A 22,224-nucleotide genomic window follows, 5' to 3' on the forward strand; every position below is an offset into this window, starting at 1 on the left:
CTCTAAAATTTGAAATAAAACCCCGCCTAACGACCTGGCCCCAAAATTAAGGAGGGGATTATCTCAGTAATCCGTGAACAATTTCAAGTCAAACCACGCAAAAAGCGTAATACTTTTACTGTCAACGGGCCTATAAACTGTCTTGAATGATCTTAGGCGTCACAAATATCAGCAATTCTCGCTTCTCATTAATATCACGAGAGTTCTTAAACAATAGACCTAAATATGGGATGTCGCCCAAAATTGGGATCTTACTTACTGCTGTTTTCACTTCTTGCTGATAGATACCACCCAGTACGATAGTTTGACCATTTTCGACCAGTACTTGTGTTTGGATCTCTTGGGTATTGATTGCCGTCGCCGGGCCATTTGGCGTTTGCACGGTATCACCTTTAGTGTCTTGTGTAATCACTAAGTCGAGAATTATTTTATTATCAGGTGTAATTTGCGGTGTCACCTCCAAGCTTAAAACCGCTTTTTTGAAACTCACCGTCGTTGCACCACTTGACGATGCCTCTACGTAAGGAATTTCTGTACCTTGCTCAATACGCGCCTTTTTCTGATTGGCCGTGGTGATACTTGGCGTCGCAATTATCTCGCCTTTGTTCTCTTGTTCCAAAGCTGACAACTCGAGATCAATCAGTGTGCCATCCGCCAATTTAGCAATGTGCATACCAATACTACCAGCAGGAACCCCTTTCACGCCTAAATTAACGTTCAAGCGATTTTCCAAAGACGGGATGTTACCATTGGACAAAGCATCAGCGCCTTCCAGCGTACCAGATATAGCATCGCTACCTTGCTGGTCGCTAAAGCCCCAGCGGACACCTAAGTCTTCTTGTACGGTATCATCCACAGTAACCATACGCGACTCAATACGCACCTGTTTTACTGGCACATCTAAGGTTTCCACCATCCGGCGCACACTTTCAATACTGCGCGAGGTATCTTTAATTAATAAAGTATTGGTACGTTTGTCAACGGACACACTACCACGATGGCTAATAATAGAGTTGATATCTGTTTTAAGTAAGTCTGCAAACTCTTCCGCTTTCGCGTAATTAAGTTGAATATACTCGCTATATAATGGCTCTAGCTCTTCCACTTGCTGACGCGCTTGTAATTCTTTGGCTTCTCTTGCTGCGAGTTCTTCTGATGGTGCAACCATCAAAATAGAGCCATCCATACGCTTATCTAGCCCTTTCACACGTAACACAACATCAAGCGCTTGATCCCAAGGTACACCGTCTAAACGCAGGGTTATATTGCCAGATACCGTGTCACTCGTTACCAGATTGAAGTTGTTTGTATCGGCGATGATCTGTAGTACGGAGCGAATTGGAATATCCTGAAAATTCAACGTGATTGGCTGACCTTTATACTCTTTTTTATCGCCAAAGGTTTTATTACCCTCGTCTTTTTCAACTGATAACGTAAAGATGTTATCAAGCTGCTGATAGGTAAACTTGAATGCCGCATTTGGCTCAATCACAATGCGGCTTTTATTGTCTTCTTTAAAGGTCTCGATACGAGATACCACAGTGCCAAAATCTAACACATCAAGTTCATATAACAGGTCTTCTGCAATATCAATATGGTGGAAGTCCGCAATGATTTTGCCACCGCGCTCTTGTACATCAATAGCAGCTTGATTGTGCTCTAAAAACGCTAATACCTTCGCCTCACCTTTCTCACCGCGACGAAAATCGATAGCTTGAATTTGGTTAATAAATGCGGTGACTTTTTGGCTTTGATCTTGTTCGGAGACAATCGGTTTGTTAGATACTTCCACTATCACAAGATTATTCTTAACCTCGGTTTTATATAGCTTCAGCTCATCCATGTTGATGGAAACGGCAAAACCGCCATCTCTGAGTTCACTGGTAATGCCTTGAATGCCAGCCTTGTTAATGCTCAATGCTTTTAAGCTTTCTTCAAACTCAGCCTGCTGGAAAAATAATTCGATACTAGCACTTTCACCAACAACTCGAACTTTTGGCTCTGTATTGAGTTTTTCGTCAAACACCAGTTGTAGCTGGGTTTCCCCTGTTGGCACAGGGTTATAGCGAATGTCATACAACATAGGAATGGCATGCGCTATTGACGAAAGGCCAACTAAGGCAACACCGAGCACGGAACGCCATAGTGTTCGAGTGCTTTTAATGGTTGATTTTATAACGTTATTGTTAGTATTCACTCGCGCCACCTTGTTCCGCTTCTAACATTTCCACTTTTGTTAGCCTTTCTTTCCAACATCCCGTTCCATCTGGGATCAATTCTAATAATTCTAAATGATCGGCATGCACACTTAGCACTTTGCCATGATATAAACCCATATATTCGCCACGTTTAACACGATATAACCCCTGCGTTGCCGCTTCGATTAGCGCCCAACGACCGTCAGATTTGGCGATAATGCCTTTCATACGCAGATTATCCAATGGAAACTTCTCTAACGGATAGCGATCTCTATCTGGATCTGGGTGTAAGCAGTTTTTAATTTGAACGAGTTTATTTTCAATCACTTCGGGCTGTGGCGCAACAAAAGGACTACGTAACTCTGAAGCGCTATACTTAAACGGTTCATAATTTTGCATTTCAGGTATAGGCTCGATTTTTGGCGTTGAGCTTGCCTTTACCTGATCAATAAATTCTTTTTGTTCTGCCGTACTATCATTACAACCTGAGATGAACATCAATGTGGTCACGCAGAGCATCAGTCGGATCATTTCTGACCTCCTTGCTCATAGCGATAAGTTTTTGCCACGACACTAAATACCAGCTCGCCATTTCCTGCATTTTCGATTCTAAAATCGTGTAGGCTGACTATTCGAGGTAACTCAGATACTTTACTCACAAACTGACCAAATTCATGATACTTACCAATCACCTCTAACTTAATCGGTAATTCGGTATAAAACTCTTTACGTACCTCTGGCATCCAGCCAATTTTTAGGAAGGTTAATCCGCTTGAAGTACCAACGTAAGTCAGATCATCAAGTAACCCTGGCGTTTCGTTGGAACTTGGCAGTCGTCTCAACAGCTCTGTAAATTGCGCTTCCATATCTATCATTTGCTGTTTATAAAGCTCTAGATTATTTGCTCTGGCGTATTTTATTCGGTAGCTCGTTCTTAGCTCCTGCTCCTTTTTAACCGCTTGGTCGTAGCGGTCAATTGAGCTTGAGACCATCAGGTTATAACCCAATAACATCATCAATAAAACCACGAGAATGGAACATAAAACTTTTACAGGAAAAGGCCAATGACCTATGTTGTCTAGCTCCAGCTCATTCCAATCGATTTCTTTTAAACTGTTTAAGTCAAAATTCATGCACTGTGCCTCCGCCCTATTTCGCTTTATCGGCTAAGTGGATGTCTTCATGAGACTTAACATAAAAATGCATGGTAAAATCACTCAGTAATTTTGAACTTTGCTCACCGGCTACTATACCTTGGATCACAGGTCGCTCTAATAAATAAGACGATTCAACTTGTCGTAGCATTTGTGATAAACGGTTGTTCGATTCACTTCGACCAATGACTTTGATCATATTGTCTTGCCGTTCAAGACTGGTGAGATAAACCCCAGCCGGAACCACTCGTGCTATTTCATCGATAATTTGCGTGCCGAGACTACGGTTGAGCTGTAACTCTTCAATAAGCCGAATGCGGCGCTGTAAGTTTTCTTTTTGCTTATTCAAGTCGTTAATAGCAACTATCCGGGAATCAAGTTGAGAGATCTCACTTTCGAGATAGCGGTTCTTAATTTCTTGCCCGGTTTTCAAGCCGTCATAGAAGCTGCCAAGCAAGTACATTAACAACAGACAAGCCGCGATGATCACCGCAATGATAGTCAAAAAGATTTGTTGCGACGCTTGCCTTTGCTGCTCGCGCCAAGGTAGCAAATTTATATGTGGCATGATGAGAAGCTCCTTAGTGCTAAGCCTGTCGCTAAGGCGAACTGCGCTTTATGCTTTTGCAGCACATGCCTATCTACTTTTGGTGCAATCTCCATGTCTGTAAACGGGTCTGCCACTATTGTGTGGATCCCAAGCTCATCAATAAGCAGTTTATCTAAGCCATCTACCAAAGCTGTTCCACCCGTCAACACGATGTAGTCAATATGATCTTTACCACTAGTCGTCATAAACATTTGCACTGCTCGACGAATTTGCTGCAGCATAGAAGTTTGAAAAGGAGCCAAGACTTCAAAGGTATAGTTTGGCGGTAAATCCCCCGTTGTTTTTGCCAGTTCTGCCTCATCGTAGGTTTTGTTGTAATAAGCAACAATACTGTTGGTATATTGCTCACCACCAAACACTTGGTCACGGGTATAAATCGTTTTCCCAGATTGAATAACGCTTATCAACGTAAGCACAGCGCCAATATCTATCATTGCTACGATTTTATCAAAGGCATCATTTGGCAGTTCAGGGTAAATGACATCCATGGCTCTACTTAGTGCGTAGTTTTCTACATCAACAACTTTCGCTTTGAAACCAGCTTCTTCCAATGCGCCTACCCGTGCTTGCACGCTTTCGGTACGAGCCGCAGAGAGCAGCACATTCATTTTTGACGGATCGGCTTCGTTTACTCCAATTTTTTCAAAATCTAGACTAACTTCATCTAACGGGTAAGGGATCAGGCTATCTGCTTCAATAGCTATCTGGGACTCAAGTTCAGCATCAGTTAATGACACATCCATAAAGATCACTTTTGTAATCACGGTCTGACCGGATACGGCAACTGCTGCATATTGCGTGAGCTTTGGAATGCGCCGCTTCATTTTAGTTATCGCGTTGCCGATCGCTTCAATGTCTTGAATGGCCCTTTCATTTACTGCTCCTTTCGGAATAGGTTCAATCGCAACGGCTTCTACTCGGTAGCTGGAACTTGTCTTCGACAGCAACACCGCTTTGACACAATGGGAACCGATATCGATCCCTATCATCAGAGGTGCTTGTTTTTTTAGTAGTTGGCTCAGCATGTGAAGCGCCTGTTTCCTTTTAAGACTGTGTACCATAAAAATTTAGCACACAAAAATATTAATCGTTTTTTAATCAAGATATACTAGCAGTGTCTACCTGTAATTGGGAGTCTAACTAGGGATAATTCCGTGAAATTATTGAAAAGATTTTTACAATTCGTTTTTGTTTGTACCCTTTTAGGCGTGTTGACACTTATCAGTCTTTATTATTATGTCAAATCTGACATACCAAGTGTAGAGGTTTTGAAAGATGTTCAACTACAAACACCCATGCAAGTCTTTACACGAGACGGAAAACTCATCAATCAGTTTGGTGAAAAGCGCAGGATCCCTGTACGTTTGCAGGATGTTCCACTCCCCATGCGCAAAGCATTCTTAGCGACAGAAGATAACCGTTTTTACGATCATTTCGGCATTGACCCGATAGGTATCGTCCGCTCCGCTTTAGTGCTTATCACCACAGGGCAAAAAAAGCAGGGAGCCAGTACGCTCACCATGCAACTTGCCAGAAACTTTTTCTTAACAAGAGAGAAAGCCTATATTCGTAAAGTGAAAGAAATCTTTATTGCGTTGCATATTGAGCAGCTATTAACGAAAGATGAAATTTTTGAGCTTTACTTAAACAAAATTGAACTGGGTAATCGCGCCTTTGGTATCGGTGCAGCAGCACAAGTCTACTACGGTCGCTCACTATCAGAATTAACTTTAGCAGAAATGGCAATGATTGCAGGCCTGCCAAAAGCGCCTTCTGCGTTAAATCCAATTCGTAACCCAGAGCGCGCGCAATTGCGCCGGAATGTTGTGCTCGGACGAATGCTTGCTGAAAAGTATATTTCCCGCGCAGAATATGATGAGGCGACACAAGCTCCCATCACAGCTAAATTCCATGGTGCCGAAATTGAGCTGTATGCACCTTACATTTCTGAAATGGTTCGCGCCTATATGGTCGAACGCTACGGTACTGATAAAGCCTATAACTCTGGCATGAAAGTTTACACCAGTGTGGAATCTGACATGCAACAGGCTGCTCAGCATGCATTAGTTGATAATTTACATGCCTACGATATGCGTCACGGCTTTAGAGGCGCAGAAGAAACCTATTGGCATGCTGAGACGGAATCGCCGCTCAGCCATGAAGACATTATTACTCGCCTTAAAAAGGTCAATGAAATTGGACCTTTAAAAGCCGCTGTGGTGCTAAACATTGCAGAAAAAGCGGCCGACCTGCTCTTAAAAACCGGTGAGCAAATTACATTGGAATGGTCAGGCTTAAGTTGGGCTAGACAATACATCAGTGAAACGCGTCAGAGCTTACCACCAAAAACAACCGCAGATATCCTCGCGCCGGGCATGCAAGTGTTTGTCCGCAAACAAGACGACGGCTGGATGTTAAGTCAGTTACCGCAGGCATCCAGTGCTCTTGTCTCACTCGACCCGCAGGATGGGCGTGTAAAGGCGATTGTGGGTGGCTATAGCTTTGAGCTTAGCCAATACAATCGTGCTACCCAAGCTAAGCGTCAAGTGGGTTCAAACATCAAACCCTTTATTTATTCATCCGCATTAGAAAATGGCTATACCCTAGCCACCATCCTTAATGATGCCCCGATTAATCATTGGGACAGAAGCGTTGGCGTGGCTTGGCGTCCAAAAAATAGCCCTGAAGTGTATAACGGCCCAATTCGTATTCGCCGAGCACTTGCACAATCGAAAAACGTGGTATCTGTTCGTTTGATCAAAGGTGTTGGCATAAATAAGGCTGCTGATCATCTGCTTAAATTTGGTTTCCAAGACGCTGATATAAATCGCAGTGAGTCATTGGCGCTTGGTAGTGCTGCACTGACTCCTATTGAAATGGCGCGCGGCATGGCCACTTTTGCCAACGGCGGTCACCTGATTGAGCCGTACTTTATCGATAAAATTACCGACTCATTCGGCACTGAGCTGGGTTCGGCAGAGCCATTATTGGTCTGCGACGAACAGCAGCTGGAAGAACAACCTGAGCGCTGTGCACCGCAAGTGATTTCGGAGCAAAACGCATTTCTGATTGCTGATGCACTTCATAGTGCAATCTGGGGTGGCGGTAGCTGGAAACATGACACGGGCTGGAGCGGCACAGGCTGGCGTGGTCAATGGTTAAAACGTCGTGATCTTGCTGGAAAAACGGGTACCACCAATGACTCGGTAGATACTTGGTTTACGGGCTTTAACCGTAATGTCCTCACCACCGTTTGGGTTGGCTTTGACGATGCGAGTAAATCCTTGGGTCGTGCGGCCTACAACGCTAACCTTGGTGATAACCAACTTGTTGGCGCAGAAGCAGGTGCGATTTCAGCACAACCTGCTTGGATAGACTTTATGCGTGAGGCACTTAAAGATGAGCCTTTGGCCCCGATAGAGCCACCTCCAGGGCTTATTTCAACTCGGATTGATTTAAAGACAGGGCTGTTGTCCCGTAAGAACGATTACACATCTCGGTTTGAATATTTCGAGCAAGGTACAGCCCCAACCAAATACGTATTAGATACGGATAGCAGCACACCGTTTGACGATACCGCGCCGCTACCCACTCACGAAGAGTTATTCTAGAATAAAAATGCCGATACAGATGTATCGGCATTTTTGTCTTATACCAGTTGTATTATATCTATTTTCTTAATAGAGCTATTTTAGATTTTGCGTTAGCCAGAATAAATCGGAATGTATTCCCGCTGCTGTCACTTCTTTGCCTGCTCCGGGGCCTTGGATCACCAGTGGGTTTTGTTCATACCATTTAGTGTGGATCACAAAAATATTATCACCCGGTGTTAAATTCGCGATTGCCGAGCCGTTTGGTACCTGTGCAATGCCTACTTTTGCAGACACTTTGCCATTGCTTGCAATTTCAAGCGCACCAGTATAGCGAAGCGCAGCGTCATTCGCTGTGGCCTTTGCATAGTGTGTCGCATAAAAGTCATCGAGTTGCTGGCGATTTTCTAAAAACGTTTGCCATGAACCCACACTCAAGGACTCAGGCATTAACGCCTCTAATTCAATATCGTCAAGCTCAAGTTCAATGCCTAACTCTCGTGCTAAGATCAAAAGCTTACGCTGCATATCTCGGCCAGATAGGTCTTCGCGTGGATCAGGCTCGGTAAAACCAAGCTCTTGCGCTCCAAGCACTAACTCAGAAAATGCTTCAGAGCCATCATAGCGACTACAAAGCCAAGATAAAGTGCCAGAAAAGACGCCTTCAATTCTCACCACTTCATCACCACTATTTTGCAGATCAGCCAACGCAAAGTTAATGGGTAGACCTGCGCCAACACTGGTGTTGTAACGCCATAACAGGTTACGCTCTTGCAACTGCTGACGCAGCTTGGAGTACCAACCTTGTTGTGCCGTGCCGGCATATTTATTGGCACTGATCAAATGGCAGTCATGTTCAACAAACTGCGGATATAACTCGCTGAAACGCTCGCTCGCAGTAATATCGACCACCACTTTATGCTCGTAATCTAGCTCTTTAATACGAGTGAATAGCTCTGTTTCATTGTATTCGATAGCCTCATTTTGCCATTGCTGTTGCCACGATGTTAAATTCAACCCGCTTGGACAAAACAACATTTGCTTAGAACGCAGTAAGCCAACCAACTTAAGATCAAAGTGCTCACTCAGCTTAGCGACTTGGTTTTTGCATTGTTCGATAAACACTTCACCCACATTGCCAACACCAGCCACAATCACAGCAAGCTCTCTGCCTTTATTGACCAAACGTTCGTGCAATATAGCAAGTAGATCGCTATCAATTGCTTGATCGGTTAACACTAAGCTGTAATGACGCTCTTGCAGCACAAAACGGGTGACAATCGCATGTTCATCCAATAGCTCCAGTGCCTGCTGATGTAAGCCAGCGACATCCTGACTTGGTGCAACAATAGCAAAGCCTTGAACTTGCGACTCAATAATATTGGCTCGCGAATCCAGCGCTTTGATCACAACATGGCTAAACTCAGATGGCACCAGTAAGTGTGCCTCTCCACCTTTAACAAAATGATGAATGCTATGCTGGATAAGCTGGCTTAGCTGTTTTACTTCACCACTTTTTAGCTGCTCAACGCGTAACAGGTCAAGTTGTCCAAAAGTGGTAATAAAGCGCTTCTCTTTGCTATAGCCTGCCTTTACTATCTCAGTGCCAAGCGCATCGGCATCAAAGCTGCTACGAACTTGTAGTTTTATATCGGTATCTTTAAGTGGAGACAGCGTTTTTGCATGTAATACAGGGTTACCCAATCGTGCGAGTAATTCAGCTTGGCCACGGCATACCTTAGTGTATTTTATGGCATTGGCGACTTTACGTGGATCAGTGCTGAATACACCAGTTGTATCCGTCCAAATTGATACTTGAGCCGCATCAAGATAACTTGCCAACAAAGTTGCGCTATAGTCACTGCCATTTCGGCCTAAAGTCACCGTTTCACCTTGTGCATTTGCGGCAATAAAACCGGTAACGATATAGATAGCGTGATCATCAATAGCGCGATAGCACGCTTCTTTGTTGTGGGCGTGGAGTAACACTCCCTCTTGTTGTACAAATAACGTACGAGCGTCGATAGCTTTGGCTTCAACACCTTGAGAGCTGAGGTAGTTTGCTAATATACGAGCTGACCATCGCTCTCCATGTGCAAGTAAACTCGCGTAGTGAAGTTGCTGCTCTTCTCGCCCTAAAGCGATTGCCTGCAGCTCATTGACGAGCTGTTTGAGTAACACACTGTGTTGTTCACCTACAAACAGAGCATCAATTAATTCTCGTTGATGATTTTCAACTTGTAATAAAACATCGTTGAATGCACGAACATCTTGCTGCTCAAAGCTTTGCCATAACTTCACTAGAGTATTCGTTGTTTTTCCTGCAGCAGAAACCACAACACTGTCACCTAGTTGACATTGCTCTAACACTATCTTGGCAACCGCCTGATAACGCTCTGGCGAGCTTAAACTCGAACCACCAAACTTATGTACTACTTTTGCCATTTACTCACCACAACGCTACTGTATGTGCAGGCGTTAACTTGAATGACTTAGCATCATCACTCGCCTGACTTTCATCAATACATGCAAATCCCGATTCCAGATCTGCAATGAGATCCTGTGCATCTTCAATGCCCACAGAAATACGAATTAACGTGTCGCCCACTCCCGCTTCTAAACGTGCTTGCGGATCCATACCTGCGTGTGTCATCGTCGCTGGATGGCAAATAAGACTCTCAACCCCACCTAAAGATTCTGCCAATGAAAAATGCGTTAGAGACGTTAAAAACTTCGCTGAAGTTTGCAGATCGCCTTTGATATCAAAGCTCACCATACCACCAAAACCGAGTTGTTGTTTTTTCGCAAGTTCGTGTTGAGGATGCGACTCAAGGCCTGGGTAATAAACTTGGCTAACATACGGGGACTTTTCTAAATACTCCGCAATCAGCTGGGCATTTTCTTGATGCTGGCGTAAACGCACGTTTAAGGTGCGCAGTCCACGTAAAGTAAGATAACTATCAAAAGGCGCGCCGGTAATACCGATATTATTCGCCCACCAAGCTAACTCATCACCCAACTCCTGCGTACGCGCGATCACCGCGCCCCCCACGACATCAGAATGGCCATTGATATATTTAGTAGTTGAATGCACGACTACGTCTACGCCAAAGGCAATGGGGTTTTGTAGTGCAGGAGACAAGAAGGTATTGTCGGCGGCGACCAAAGCCCCCACAGCGCGTGCTGCATTTACGACAGCTTCTATATCCGTTAGCCTTAATATTGGGTTACTTGGTGTTTCAATCCAAACTAATTTAGGTTTGATCTGCTGCAGCTGTGCAAGACTTTCAGGTTGCGTGAGATCCAACACGGCTAATTTGAGCAGTCCACGCTTAGCAAGCGATGTAAACAAGCGATAGCTACCACCGTAACAGTCATGTGGAATAACCAGCGTATCGTCATGGTTAAGTAGCTGAGTTACTAGGTGAACAGCAGCCATGCCAGTGGCGGTAATAATGCCACGAGCACCACCTTCAAGTTCAGTCAGTGCCTGTGCAAGCACATCACGATTAAAGTTACCACTGCGGCCATAATCGTAGTCGCGTTTGGTATCAAAATCGGCAAAAGAATAGGTGGTAGAAAGGTAAAGCGGTGGCACTACTGCCCCATGTGCTTTATCAGCTTCTATACCGTGACGCACTGCAACCGTCGATTTGTTAACTTGACTCATAAGGTCACCTAGATAGTTGGATGTTTAGACGTCTAAAAGGTTAGAACAACAGAAACTAGAAGTCAAAACATTTATACTGCTAAATGGCTAAATAACTAGTATTTGACTATCTTTTTTAAACCGATAAAATTTCGCCACTCTAGGCGTTGCTAATACGACTGAGTTATTGAAAACTATGGCAGAGATTCTTCTATCTCGCTATGGCGGATTAGTTTATTCATCTATTTGAATTTAGGATTTATCTTTAATTCGTAAAGTTATCCCTATATTCATGCGGTTGATGAATAATGTAGACCAGAACCCAGTCATATTGGCATTGATGTAACTGAGGCAAGTACACAATTATGGCAAAATGGAACGGTGAGTATATTCACCCATATGCAGAACACGGTAAGAAAGCAGAGCAAGTAAAAAAGATCACGGTGAGCATACCTCTGAATGTACTCAAAGTGCTAACTGATGAGCGTACACGTCGCCAAGTGAATAATTTACGTCATGCCACGAACAGTGAGCTTTTATGTGAGGCGTTTCTACACGCCTTCACAGGTCAGCCACTGCCGAGCGATGAAGACTTGAGAAAAGATAATCCAGAGCGTATTCCGTTAGAAGTAAGACAAATAATGGAAGAACGCGGTTTGGAGATCCCAGAAATAAACGAAGAGTGATAACTACTCTTTCTCTGTGGACATACAGACACAAAAAAAGCCTCAATCGAGGCTTTTTTCATTTGGATAATACCAATGGTATTATTCCATATATCCAGCTGGCATATCGATTTGTGCCACGCCTGATTCAATTGCAGCTACCGCTACCGCTTTTGCGATACGAGGTAACAAACGCGGATCCATTGGTTTTGGAATAATGTACTCAGGACCAAACTCAAGACTATCCACGTCAGCCGCTTTTAACACTTCAGCAGGCACAGGCTCTTTCGCAATCGTTCTAATTGCTTCAACCGCTGCAATCTTCATCTCATCATTGATAGCAGTCGCACGTACATCAAGCGCACCACGGAAGATAAACGGGAAACACAACACGTTATTTACTTGGTTTGGATAATCTGAGCGGCCAGTCGCCATGATCAAATCATTACGAGCACCGTGTGCAACTTCAGGACTGATCTCTGGATCTGGGTTAGAACAAGCAAATACCACGGGCTTGTCAGCCATTAGCTTTAGATCCTCAGCAGAAAGTAAGTCTGGGCCAGAAACACCAACAAATACGTCCGCATCCGCAATCACGTCTTGTAACGTACGCTTATCCGTGTTGTTTGCAAACAACTCTTTGTATTCATTTAGGTCATCACGACGAGTATGGATCACGCCTTTTCTGTCCAGCATATAGATGTGCTCACGTTGAGCACCGCATTTGATCAGTAATTCCATACAAGCGATAGCGGCTGCACCCGCGCCAAGACACACAATAATCGCATCATGAATATCTTTACCTTGGATTTCCAACGCATTCAGCATACCCGCAGCGGTTACAATTGCGGTGCCGTGCTGATCATCATGGAATACAGGAACGTCACAACGTTCGATTAGCGCGCGCTCAATTTCAAAGCACTCTGGCGCTTTAATATCTTCGAGGTTAATACCACCAAATGTGTCTGCGATATTTGCCACAGTATTGATGAAATCTTCGGTGGTGTTGTGCTTAACTTCGATATCGATTGAATCAAGACCCGCAAAACGCTTAAATAATAGCGCCTTACCTTCCATAACAGGCTTTGACGCCAAAGGACCTAAGTTACCCAAGCCAAGAATTGCCGTACCATTACTGATCACCGCAACCATATTTCCTTTACCCGTGTAACGGTATGCATTCGCCGGATCAGCCGCGATTTCACGTACTGGCTCTGCAACACCTGGGCTATATGCAAGTGCTAAGTCTTTTACGGTCTCGGCAGGTTTAGTGAGTTCAACACTGATTTTACCTGGAACGGGCTTCTCGTGATAATCTAGAGCTTGTTGACGAAAATCTGTCATGGCGCGATATTTTCCTACGAAGTTAATGTGAGAGTGTGGTAAACGTTCGCATTCTGAATGTTGGCAACCTAGCTAGCTGATTACAGCAACACACAGTGCGATTAACTATATGAGCGACGACATTCAACCACTCAACAAGCGTTTGTGCTTTGCTGTCGCGGTATGTCAATAGGACATATAGTTAATCGACCGTATTCACACAATACCGAGTTTTGCTCATTATTCAAGTAAAATCAGGTCTATCCACTAGCACGGTATTTTCTATACTTTTCCGAGAAGATAAGCTCAATTTTAAGAAATATTTCACAAACAATGTGACTAAAACTTAAAAAACAAGACGCTAAAACCAGCACAAAATGCAGAAAATTAGCACAGATGTACACTAACTATAAAAACAATAAGAAAATTGCAACTTAACCAATTTTAACGTCAAGATACCTACATTTAGTCGCAACATAATGACTTTAGTTTATATAAAGTGCTCATAGCTGATACTATTTACTATATGAGCTTTGATTATTTTCACAACTTAAGCTCGTAAATGTTGAATATTTATCTACTAAATAGAGTTTTTACTCTACCCAAGAGATCAGTAAAGTTTTGCTGCCAAACTGGCAAGTTTTCTATTTTAGAAGAATAAAAGACACAATGAAGGCGGGATGACTGGCGGTCTGTTGGTAAAAAACAGGATGTATAAATCGGGAAGGTATTTTCAAACCGGCACAAAAAAAGCACCCTAAGGTGCTTTTTTCGACTAGACCAACAAGATTACTTCTTGCTGCTAAGTGCACCGAAACGCTTGTTAAAGCGATCTACACGGCCACCTGTGTCAAGGATCTTCTGCTTACCAGTGTAAAACGGGTGACATGCAGAACATACGTCTAGGTGAATATCTTTACATAGCGTTGAACGAGTTTCGAACTTGTTACCGCAAGAGCACGATGCAGTGATCGTCTCGTAATTAGGGTGAATACCTTCTTTCATAGCAACCTCTAGTTAAGGCCGTATCGCTCTCCAAACCCGAAGTCTGGCACCATACGTAGTTATACAAAAATGTGGACGCGTATTTTAGTGCTTAACTGAACAATCTACAAGCAATATTTCAGAGTTTTTTATCACCGTCGCAGAGTACGTTTTCAATTCGTACTACCTTAGGTATATACTTCGTCACTGCGCTCACTTTATGGAATTGTAATACATGCTCATTCTTGAAGTAGCTTTAAAGCTGCCACTGCACCGAACATTCGACTATTTGCTAGCACCAACCATGCAAGTTGAAGCAGGAATGAGAGTCACCGTCAATTTCGCCAACCGTCGCTGCACAGCGATTGCGCTTGCTAAAAAAGACGACACCGATGTACCAAAAGAAAAACTCAAGCAAATTATTGAGGTGTTGGACGAGCACCCAGTCTTTAGCCAAGCACAACTTAGCTTCTTACACTTTGTCTCCCAGTATTACTGTCATCCAATTGGCGATACCTTATTCACAGCACTACCGGCAGTACTTAGAGATGGTGGAAGCCCAGATAAAACTCAGATCCCTGTCGTCAGATTAACGGAAAAAGGGCAGAAACTACCAACACTGCGAGCCAAAAAGCAACAAGCACTGCTTTCTCAATTATATGAAGGTGGCGCAATAAAATTAAGCGAACTAAAAGCGCTCGGATTTGCTAGCCAAACAATTAAAGCATTGGAAGAAAAAGCGCTTATCTCACAATCTATTGAGCATGATAGCGATTGGTCGCAAAATGAATTACAGCTAGGCGAAAAGCCACGCCTAAACGACCAGCAAGCGACTATTTGCAGCGCCGTCAATGCACAAGTCGGTTACCGTACCTTTTTAATCGAAGGTGTAACGGGAAGTGGTAAAACCGAAGTCTACTTACAGAGCCTTGAAAACATAATAAAAGCGGGTAAACAAGCACTGATCTTGGTGCCTGAAATTGGACTCACACCACAAACAGTCAACCGCTTCAAAAAGCGCTTTAATAACCTGCCCATCGATTTATGGCATTCAAATCTAACTGATAACGAGCGTCTACATACTTGGCGTCGCGCCGAAAAGGGTCTGAGCGCCTTGGTTATCGGTACTCGCTCGGCCATTTTTTTACCATTTCAAAATCTCGGCATGATCATCGTTGACGAAGAGCACGACAACTCGTTTAAACAGCAAGAAGGCCTGCGCTATCACGCCAGAGATCTCGCTGCGTTTCGAGCGCATCAGGCACACTGCCCTTTGCTTTTGGGAACAGCAACACCGGCATTAGAAACATTACACAAGGCCATTACCAACAAATATCAACTCGTCACACTGAGTAAGCGAGCGCAGACCCAGCACGATAACCAATTTCATCTTGTAGACATGAAAGGTCAGCCAGAACAAGGCGGGTTTTCACCAATGAGTTTACATTGGATGGAAAAAACACTCGCTCGCGGTAAGCAGGTTATGGTGTTTCTAAATCGTCGGGGTTTTGCACCAACATTGATGTGTCACGAATGCGGATGGCTTAATACCTGTAAACATTGCTCTACCAGCGCCACGTACCATAAAAATATGAACCGCTTGGTATGCCATCATTGTGGTGAACAGGACTTTGTACCGAGACAGTGTCCAGATTGCGGCAGCACCCAAATCATGCCTACAGGGCTTGGTACAGAACAACTCGAAGGCTTTTTAAGCGAACGCTTCACCGATATTCCCGTTACTCGCATTGACCGAGATTCTACGCGCCGTAAGGGCAGCCTTGAAAGCGCACTTGACGAAATTAATCAAGGTGGTGCGCGAATACTGGTCGGTACTCAAATGCTTGCCAAGGGCCACCATTTTGCCGATGTCAGTCTCGTGATTATCTTGGATGTGGACTCAGGACTTTACTCTTGCGACTTTAGAGCAACCGAGCAAATGGCGCAGCTTATTACGCAAGTTGCTGGGCGAGCCGGGCGCGCCGGTGAAGCGGGAACCGTGTTATTGCAAACGCATTTTCCAGAACATCCATTATTGCAAGATTTAATCAATAATGGTTATGGCGACTTCGCGCGGTATGCCTTACAAGAACGTGAAGAAGCTATGCTTCCCCCCTTCGCACACTTAGCTATCATCCGCGCCGAGGCAACAAATATAAATACAGTATTGCGCTTTTTGTCGGATTTGGTTCCAGCTACCCCCTATCCTGGTATACAATTGCTGGGTCCAATTCCAGCACCACTTGAACGAATAGCTGGAAAGTTCAGATATCAATTACATATACACGCACAACAACGCACTGTGCTGCGGGACTACCTTTCGCAACTTGCGCGCTATATTGCTACGCATGAGTCTGCCAATCGAGTACGCTGGAGCATAGATGTTGATCCAATGGATAGCTATTAAAATCAAATAACCTATGGCACAGCACGATTACATCAATAAGAAACCTAAAGGCAAGGGGAAAGACAAGCCAGAAAAATCGGCGAAATTTCCTGTTATTGCTGCTATTTTTGCATTTCTACTAATCGGAGGGTTTGCCTACGGTCTTTGGTTTATAAAAACCAATGCCGATCCTAAAGAAGTAGAGCAAGCCAAAAACCCGCATCCAGTTGCCGAGCAAAAGGTTAGTAAACCCAAGCCTCGCCCACCTGAGTTCATTGAAGAAATTAAAAATCATGAAATCAAGGTCGAAGTTAAAGAGATCGAGAGCAAAGGTCCTTATCAAATGCAGTGTGGTTCATTTAGAACCCATAGCCAAGCCGAAGCCATGAAAGCCAAAGTTGCGTTTGCAGGGTTAATCGCGGAGATCCGTCGTACCGAAGGGAGTAACGGTGTCTGGTATCGTGTCCGTCTTGGCCCCTACGATACCAAGCGTTTAGCGGAAAGCGATAAAAACAAATTGCAGCGCGTCGGGATATTTGGCTGTGGGATTTGGGGCTGGACTTGATTTTTATAAGTCCACCCATATTTCCTACTAATCTAGAGTTACACGGGCACAGGCCCAGATAAGGATTACTATGACTACCATCGTTAGTGTTCGTCGCGATGACAAAGTGGTTATCGGCGGTGATGGCCAAGTTTCGCTTGGTAACACAGTTATGAAAGGCAACGCGCGTAAAGTACGTCGTCTATACAATGGTAAAGTACTGGCAGGTTTCGCTGGCGGTACAGCTGATGCATTTACATTATTTGAACGCTTTGAAGCAAAGCTTGAGATGCACCAAGGCCATCTCACTAAAGCAGCCGTAGAAATGGCAAAAGACTGGCGTACCGACAGAGCATTAAGAAGGCTTGAAGCCCTACTTGCGGTAGCCGACGAAACCGCCTCGCTTATCATCACAGGTAATGGCGATGTGGTGCAGCCAGAGCATGACCTTATTGCTATCGGCAGTGGTGGTAACTTCGCACAGGCGGCTGCAACCGCACTACTTGAAAATACCGACTTAAGTGCGAAAGAAATCGTGGAAAAGAGCCTGAAGATCGCTGGCGATATCTGCGTATTTACCAATAATTTCCAAACTATCGAAGAATTGTAATAGGATTCGCCATGACAGCTATGACTCCAAGAGAGATTGTGCACGAGCTTGATCAACACATTATCGGTCAGGACAAAGCCAAAAAAGCCGTCGCGATTGCACTGCGCAACCGTTGGCGTCGTATGCAGCTTGATGAAGAGCTGCGTGCAGAAGTTACACCAAAGAATATTTTGATGATCGGCCCAACGGGTGTGGGTAAAACTGAGATTGCCCGCCGTCTAGCAAAGCTTGCTAACGCACCATTTATCAAAGTAGAAGCGACTAAGTTCACCGAAGTGGGTTATGTTGGTAAAGAAGTTGAGACCATCATCCGCGATCTAGTCGAAGTTTCTTTTAAGCTAACACGTGAACAACAAACCAAGAAATTCAAATTCCGCGCTGAAGAAGCCGCCGAAGAGCGTATTTTAGATGCACTTTTGCCACCAGCAAAAGACGCTTATGGTGAGTCTCAGCCAAATGAAAACTCGTCAACACGCCAAGTATTTCGTAAGAAGCTACGTGAAGGTCAGTTAGACGACAAAGAAATTGAGATCGACATCGCAGAAACGGCGCCTCATGTTGAGATCATGTCACCTCCTGGTATGGAAGAAATGACCAGCCAGCTACAGAGCATGTTCCAAAACATGTCGGGTGACAAGAAAAAGAACCGTAAGCTGAAAATTAAAGAAGCACTTAAGCTATTGATTGAAGAAGAAGCTGCAAAGCTTGTTAATCCAGAAGAGCTTAAAGAGCAAGCTATTGAGTCAGTTGAACAAAACGGTATCGTGTTCATTGATGAAATCGATAAAATTTGTAAGCGCGGAGAATCTTCTGGCCCAGATGTTAGCCGTGAAGGTGTACAACGCGACTTACTACCACTTATCGAAGGTTCAACCGTTAATACTAAACACGGCATGGTAAAAACCGACCACATTTTATTTATCGCGTCAGGTGCGTTCCAAATGGCCAAGCCGTCGGATTTAATCCCTGAACTACAAGGTCGTTTACCTATTCGCGTTGAACTAGAAGCACTAACTGCGGGTGATTTCAAACGTATTCTAACTGAGCCAAATGCATCTCTTACAGAGCAGCAACAAGCGCTACTGAAAACAGAAGACGTCACTATCGACTTTACCGATGACGCTATCACCAAACTGGCTGAAGCTGCATATCAGGTCAACGAGAAAACTGAAAACATCGGTGCGCGCCGCCTTCACACTGTGATGGAAAAGCTGATGGAAGAGATTTCATTCGATGCCAGTGAAAAGGCCGGTGATACCTTGACGATTGATGCCGCCTACGTTGAACAGCATTTAGACATGCTTGTTCAGGATGAAGATTTAAGCCGCTTCATTCTGTAAATTAAAATCAAAAGCGGAGCCTTGCTCCGCTTTTTGAGTTATACCAATTATGTATCAAGTCACCAAACTTCATTATCATACGCTCAGTAAAGTACTCGATGTTTATTTTGAGGACGGCCGCTGTTTTACGCTAAGTGCCGAATTCCTACGAACACATTCACCATCCGCCGAAGTGCAAGGGCATAGTCCGGCGCAAAAGCAACTCGTGCTAAACAAACAGAATGTCGCCATAAAGAAAATTGAACCCGTTGGTCACTATGCTGCACGCTTTGTTTTTGATGATGGCCACGACTCAGGGCTCTACAGCTGGCAATACTTATACACTATAGCTACACAACACGATGTGCTATGGCAGGAATATGTAAACGCGGTAGAAGAGTATAAAACCCAAAAGGACAGCGTACCTATCAAGTTTGTGCCTTAAATTTACTGTTGATAAGCAGCCTGATACGAAGATTTGACATTATCGACCAAGCTATCTAACACCTTTAAATTCATCTTATTGGGGAAGAAATCAGCTTGTGCCGCTAGTTTGTTACGCATCTTCATTAGTGTCACTCTATCTTCTTTTAAGAACGCAACGCTCGCAGCTATGTACTCTACCCAAAGAAACTCGGCAGGATTATTCTTCGCAGAGAGCAGAAGTGCCTCTCCAACCGCTATCGCCTGTTCTCGCTTTCCCGCCATAGCGTAATTCTGAAATAAATGCCATTGCAAACTTGCTTGCTGCTCTCCAGTCATGGTTTTATATTGCTCAATGAGCATTGCAGCTTCTAAATAACAACCCTGATTATACAGTACTCGCCACCCAGAGTTAGGTGTTTGATCAAAGCTTTTATAATTCATATTAGTCATGTTATTGCGTACAGTATCGAAGCTATCTCGACATAACATCGAAGCTTGAACAGAAAAGTTTCCCATAGCCAAAAGTAAAAATAGCCCCCGGATACAAGAATTACGTGTGGAGAGTTTCATTTAAATATTCCTTTTCAACATGTGATTTTCTCTTTATAAAACATACCTTTTAAAGATGCAAACCCCTACCTAAGACGATCCGGAAAATTTCTGCAACAGTACATATTACTCACGATGTTGAATAGAGTCGCCTTAAATGCAATACGCTTCTCAATATCCAAAATGACAATCAACATGAACTTTAAAAATAATAAGTAAGCTCATTTCTTATCCAAACCTCAGGTTAAATAAAAAGCCCCACTATAAATAAGTAGGGCTTTGGCATAAAGAACCTCAGGTTGAATTGGTGTTTATACCTGATACTTAGCCACGGCTTCGTGTAATACGCGCGCTTGCTCTGCGACTTCTTCACTACTTTGCGCATTAGAACGAGCATGTTCTGATGCACCTTGCGCAATGTCTCTGATTTTAACCACGTTTTTATTCACTTCTGAAGCAACTTGGTTTTGTTCATCAATTGCCGTCGCGATATGCGTGCTCATTTCCATAATCGTTTGCACATCTTGGGTGATCATGCTGAGCAACTCCCCAGCCTTTTCAGCTTGCGACACACTTTCATTGCCTTGCTCACGACATTGTTCCATGATGTTCACCACTTCTCGTGTACGCTGTTGTAGTGTAGAAATGATGCTTTCGATTTCTTGTGTGGAGTCTTGAGTACGCTGCGCAAGTGACCTAACTTCATCCGCTACAACAGCAAAACCTCGACCTTGCTCACCTGCGCGCGCAGCTTCAATAGCAGCGTTTAGCGCAAGTAAGTTTGTTTGCTCTGCAATACCACGGATCACATCCAATACCGAGCCAATGGTTTCACCGTCACGCTCTAACTGAGCAACAACGCTTGAAGCACCACCTAACGATTCCGATAACTGCATGATGTGCTCAATTGTTGCAGTGACCTCACGGCGACCTTGTTGCGCATTTTCATTCGTTGTCTCGGCTTTATGCGCCGCTTCACCCGTATTATGAGAAATGTCTTGGATCGTCGCTTGCATCTCGGTCGCTGCGGTGGCGACCATATCCGCTTCGTGCAACTGCTCAGCCATACCAGTACTCGTTTGGGCAGTTGTCTCCGTTAAATGATCCGTGGCTTCATTAATGGTTGCCAACGCCCCATTCACATCTGCAATGAGATCTCTAAAGTCAGAAATTAAACTATTAAAATCACGAGTCATAATCGTGATTTCGTCGTTACCGCTTTGCTCAATAAGCAAACCGAGATTATTTTCACGGCGTATTCGCTCAATGGTTTGGTAAACGCGCTCTACAGGTTGAATAATTGAGCGACTGGTCGACAGCACCAATGCCATCACGATAATGCCAGCTGTCACAAACACACCGACAGCGAGCATCTGTGTTTTATCAACGTTTTCTTTAATCTCTGTTTTTGCCTGCTCAACAACCTCAGCTACCACTGCATCGCTTTTTTCAACACTCACTTTCATCTTGCCAAGCGCACCACTTGTCAAATCTAAACCAAGCGCTTCTTGTGCTTGAACTAGGCCTGCAAACTTGGATTGATAGGTGTTCAACAAACTAAGCAGTTTAGATTGATATTGAGCGTTAAGCCCAGCACTACGAATTTCCTGAGAAAACTGTGCAACAAGCTCGTCAAAGCGCTTTAGATATTTGATATCAAAACGTAACATAAAGTCTTTTTCGGCTCGGCGGAGCTGCAACATGGTTGAAAGGAGTTGATAATTCTGCTGCTCTTTTAATAGTGTTTCTACCTCATGTACCGCATCACGAAGCTCACCGTAAAGAGCATCTTTTGGATGCAAGCCAATCGTTTTTTGTAATTGCACCACTTTTTGAAAGTCATCGTAATAACTTTTTGCTAAGCGTTCAAATTCGTTGATCCGACCTAAATCAATATCAAAATCAGAAAAAGTACCTTGCAACAAAACGAGCTTAGTTTGCAGCTCACGATACTCGTTTTCAAACTCATCGAGTGAATCTACCTGCTTGTAAAAAAGGAAGTTTTTCTCGTGTTTTCGCATTGCTAATTCATGAATGTCGAGCTCTTCTGCATATTGAATGGTTTCATTCAATTTCAGCATAGTACGAGCTTCGTACATGATCATAATTAACATAACAACCAAGGCAATCCCTACCACTAATGCATTCACTTGCAAACGACGTCTGATAGTCAGATTTTCTAATACCGCCATCGGCTTACCTACAATGTTAATAGAC

Annotated in this window: 18 protein-coding genes; 7 read left to right on the forward strand and 11 right to left on the reverse strand. The window is 43.9% G+C overall.

Translation table 11 applies throughout. From position 1 onward, the window contains the following. Nucleotides 1-130 precede the first annotated feature (130 nt). Genes NO992_RS21980 through NO992_RS22000 form a run of 5 tightly spaced genes read right to left on the reverse strand, consistent with a single transcriptional unit; the run spans nucleotide 131 to nucleotide 4,987 of the window. Nucleotides 131-2,197: a type IV pilus secretin PilQ gene (locus NO992_RS21980; RefSeq protein WP_069020527.1), complete on the reverse strand. Its 2,067-nt coding sequence runs from the start codon at nucleotides 2,195-2,197 to the stop codon at nucleotides 131-133. Continuing rightward, nucleotides 2,187-2,729 carry a pilus assembly protein PilP gene (locus NO992_RS21985; protein ID WP_010368907.1) on the reverse strand — a complete coding sequence of 181 codons (543 nt, stop codon included), beginning with the start codon at nucleotides 2,727-2,729 and terminating at the stop codon, nucleotides 2,187-2,189. The genes NO992_RS21980 and NO992_RS21985 overlap by 11 nt, the downstream gene beginning before the upstream one ends. After that, nucleotides 2,726-3,331 carry a type 4a pilus biogenesis protein PilO gene (locus tag NO992_RS21990; protein WP_371380476.1) on the reverse strand — a complete coding sequence of 202 codons (606 nt, stop codon included), beginning with the start codon at nucleotides 3,329-3,331 and terminating at the stop codon, nucleotides 2,726-2,728. Before NO992_RS21990 ends, NO992_RS21985 begins: the two co-directional genes overlap by 4 nt. A gap of 16 nt (nucleotides 3,332-3,347) precedes the next feature. Beyond that, a complete protein-coding gene (locus tag NO992_RS21995) occupies nucleotides 3,348-3,920 on the reverse strand; it encodes a PilN domain-containing protein (RefSeq protein ID WP_010368911.1) in 573 nt (190 codons plus the stop codon). After that, a complete protein-coding gene (locus tag NO992_RS22000; RefSeq protein WP_010368913.1) occupies nucleotides 3,908-4,987 on the reverse strand; it encodes a pilus assembly protein PilM in 1,080 nt (359 codons plus the stop codon). The genes NO992_RS21995 and NO992_RS22000 overlap by 13 nt, the downstream gene beginning before the upstream one ends. 129 nt (nucleotides 4,988-5,116) lie before the next feature. Here NO992_RS22000 and NO992_RS22005 point away from each other — a divergent pair, with 129 nt between their 5' ends. Then, the gene (locus tag NO992_RS22005) at nucleotides 5,117-7,573 is read left to right on the forward strand and encodes a penicillin-binding protein 1A (RefSeq protein ID WP_371380478.1); all 2,457 of its coding nucleotides are present in this window, start codon (nucleotides 5,117-5,119) and stop codon (nucleotides 7,571-7,573) included. 75 nt (nucleotides 7,574-7,648) lie between these two features. On the opposite strand, the gene metL is transcribed toward NO992_RS22005, so the two are convergent. After that, nucleotides 7,649-9,997, reverse strand: a complete 2,349-nt coding sequence (gene metL / locus NO992_RS22010) for a bifunctional aspartate kinase/homoserine dehydrogenase II (RefSeq protein WP_371380480.1) — start codon at nucleotides 9,995-9,997, stop codon at nucleotides 7,649-7,651. Between the two features lie 4 nt (nucleotides 9,998-10,001). Continuing rightward, nucleotides 10,002-11,222, reverse strand: a complete 1,221-nt coding sequence (gene metB / locus NO992_RS22015; RefSeq protein ID WP_039494015.1) for a cystathionine gamma-synthase — start codon at nucleotides 11,220-11,222, stop codon at nucleotides 10,002-10,004. A gap of 344 nt (nucleotides 11,223-11,566) precedes the next feature. Here metB and metJ point away from each other — a divergent pair, with 344 nt between their 5' ends. Further along, complete coding sequence (gene metJ, locus NO992_RS22020) at nucleotides 11,567-11,887, forward strand: met regulon transcriptional regulator MetJ (RefSeq protein ID WP_010368921.1); 321 nt, start codon at nucleotides 11,567-11,569, stop codon at nucleotides 11,885-11,887. 81 nt (nucleotides 11,888-11,968) lie between these two features. Here metJ and NO992_RS22025 read toward each other — a convergent pair whose 3' ends face one another. Both NO992_RS22025 and rpmE read right to left on the reverse strand, forming a co-directional pair. Further along, nucleotides 11,969-13,210: a malic enzyme-like NAD(P)-binding protein gene (locus NO992_RS22025; RefSeq protein ID WP_069020522.1), complete on the reverse strand. Its 1,242-nt coding sequence runs from the start codon at nucleotides 13,208-13,210 to the stop codon at nucleotides 11,969-11,971. A gap of 768 nt (nucleotides 13,211-13,978) precedes the next feature. After that, a complete protein-coding gene (gene rpmE, locus NO992_RS22030) occupies nucleotides 13,979-14,194 on the reverse strand; it encodes a 50S ribosomal protein L31 (RefSeq protein WP_010607053.1) in 216 nt (71 codons plus the stop codon). Nucleotides 14,195-14,408: 214 nt separating this feature from the next. Here rpmE and priA point away from each other — a divergent pair, with 214 nt between their 5' ends. From priA to NO992_RS22055, 5 genes are all read left to right on the forward strand, one after another. After that, nucleotides 14,409-16,580 (forward strand): primosomal protein N', encoded by a 2,172-nt coding sequence (priA, locus tag NO992_RS22035; protein WP_371380483.1) that lies wholly within the window; start codon nucleotides 14,409-14,411, stop codon nucleotides 16,578-16,580. Nucleotides 16,581-16,593: 13 nt separating this feature from the next. Further along, nucleotides 16,594-17,124, forward strand: a complete 531-nt coding sequence (locus NO992_RS22040) for an SPOR domain-containing protein (protein ID WP_010368930.1) — start codon at nucleotides 16,594-16,596, stop codon at nucleotides 17,122-17,124. A 70-nt stretch (nucleotides 17,125-17,194) separates the two neighbouring features. Beyond that, a complete protein-coding gene (gene hslV / locus NO992_RS22045; RefSeq protein WP_010368932.1) occupies nucleotides 17,195-17,713 on the forward strand; it encodes an ATP-dependent protease subunit HslV in 519 nt (172 codons plus the stop codon). An 11-nt stretch (nucleotides 17,714-17,724) separates the two neighbouring features. Next, nucleotides 17,725-19,053, forward strand: a complete 1,329-nt coding sequence (gene hslU, locus NO992_RS22050) for an HslU--HslV peptidase ATPase subunit (RefSeq protein WP_010368934.1) — start codon at nucleotides 17,725-17,727, stop codon at nucleotides 19,051-19,053. 49 nt (nucleotides 19,054-19,102) lie between these two features. Next, entirely contained in the window at nucleotides 19,103-19,477 is a 375-nt protein-coding gene (locus NO992_RS22055; protein WP_010607050.1) for a gamma-butyrobetaine hydroxylase-like domain-containing protein, read from the forward strand. A gap of 2 nt (nucleotides 19,478-19,479) precedes the next feature. Here the strand turns inward: NO992_RS22055 and NO992_RS22060 are convergent, their stop codons facing one another. Both NO992_RS22060 and NO992_RS22065 read right to left on the reverse strand, forming a co-directional pair. After that, nucleotides 19,480-20,028, reverse strand: coding sequence for a hypothetical protein (locus NO992_RS22060; RefSeq protein WP_371380486.1), 549 nt, complete (start codon nucleotides 20,026-20,028; stop codon nucleotides 19,480-19,482). Between the two features lie 290 nt (nucleotides 20,029-20,318). Next, nucleotides 20,319-22,199, reverse strand: coding sequence for a methyl-accepting chemotaxis protein (locus NO992_RS22065; protein WP_371380488.1), 1,881 nt, complete (start codon nucleotides 22,197-22,199; stop codon nucleotides 20,319-20,321). Nucleotides 22,200-22,224: the final 25 nt, after the last annotated feature.

This window comes from Pseudoalteromonas sp. DY56-GL79 (genome assembly GCF_041414765.1).
Taxonomy (GTDB): Bacteria; Pseudomonadota; Gammaproteobacteria; order Enterobacterales; family Alteromonadaceae; genus Pseudoalteromonas; species Pseudoalteromonas piscicida.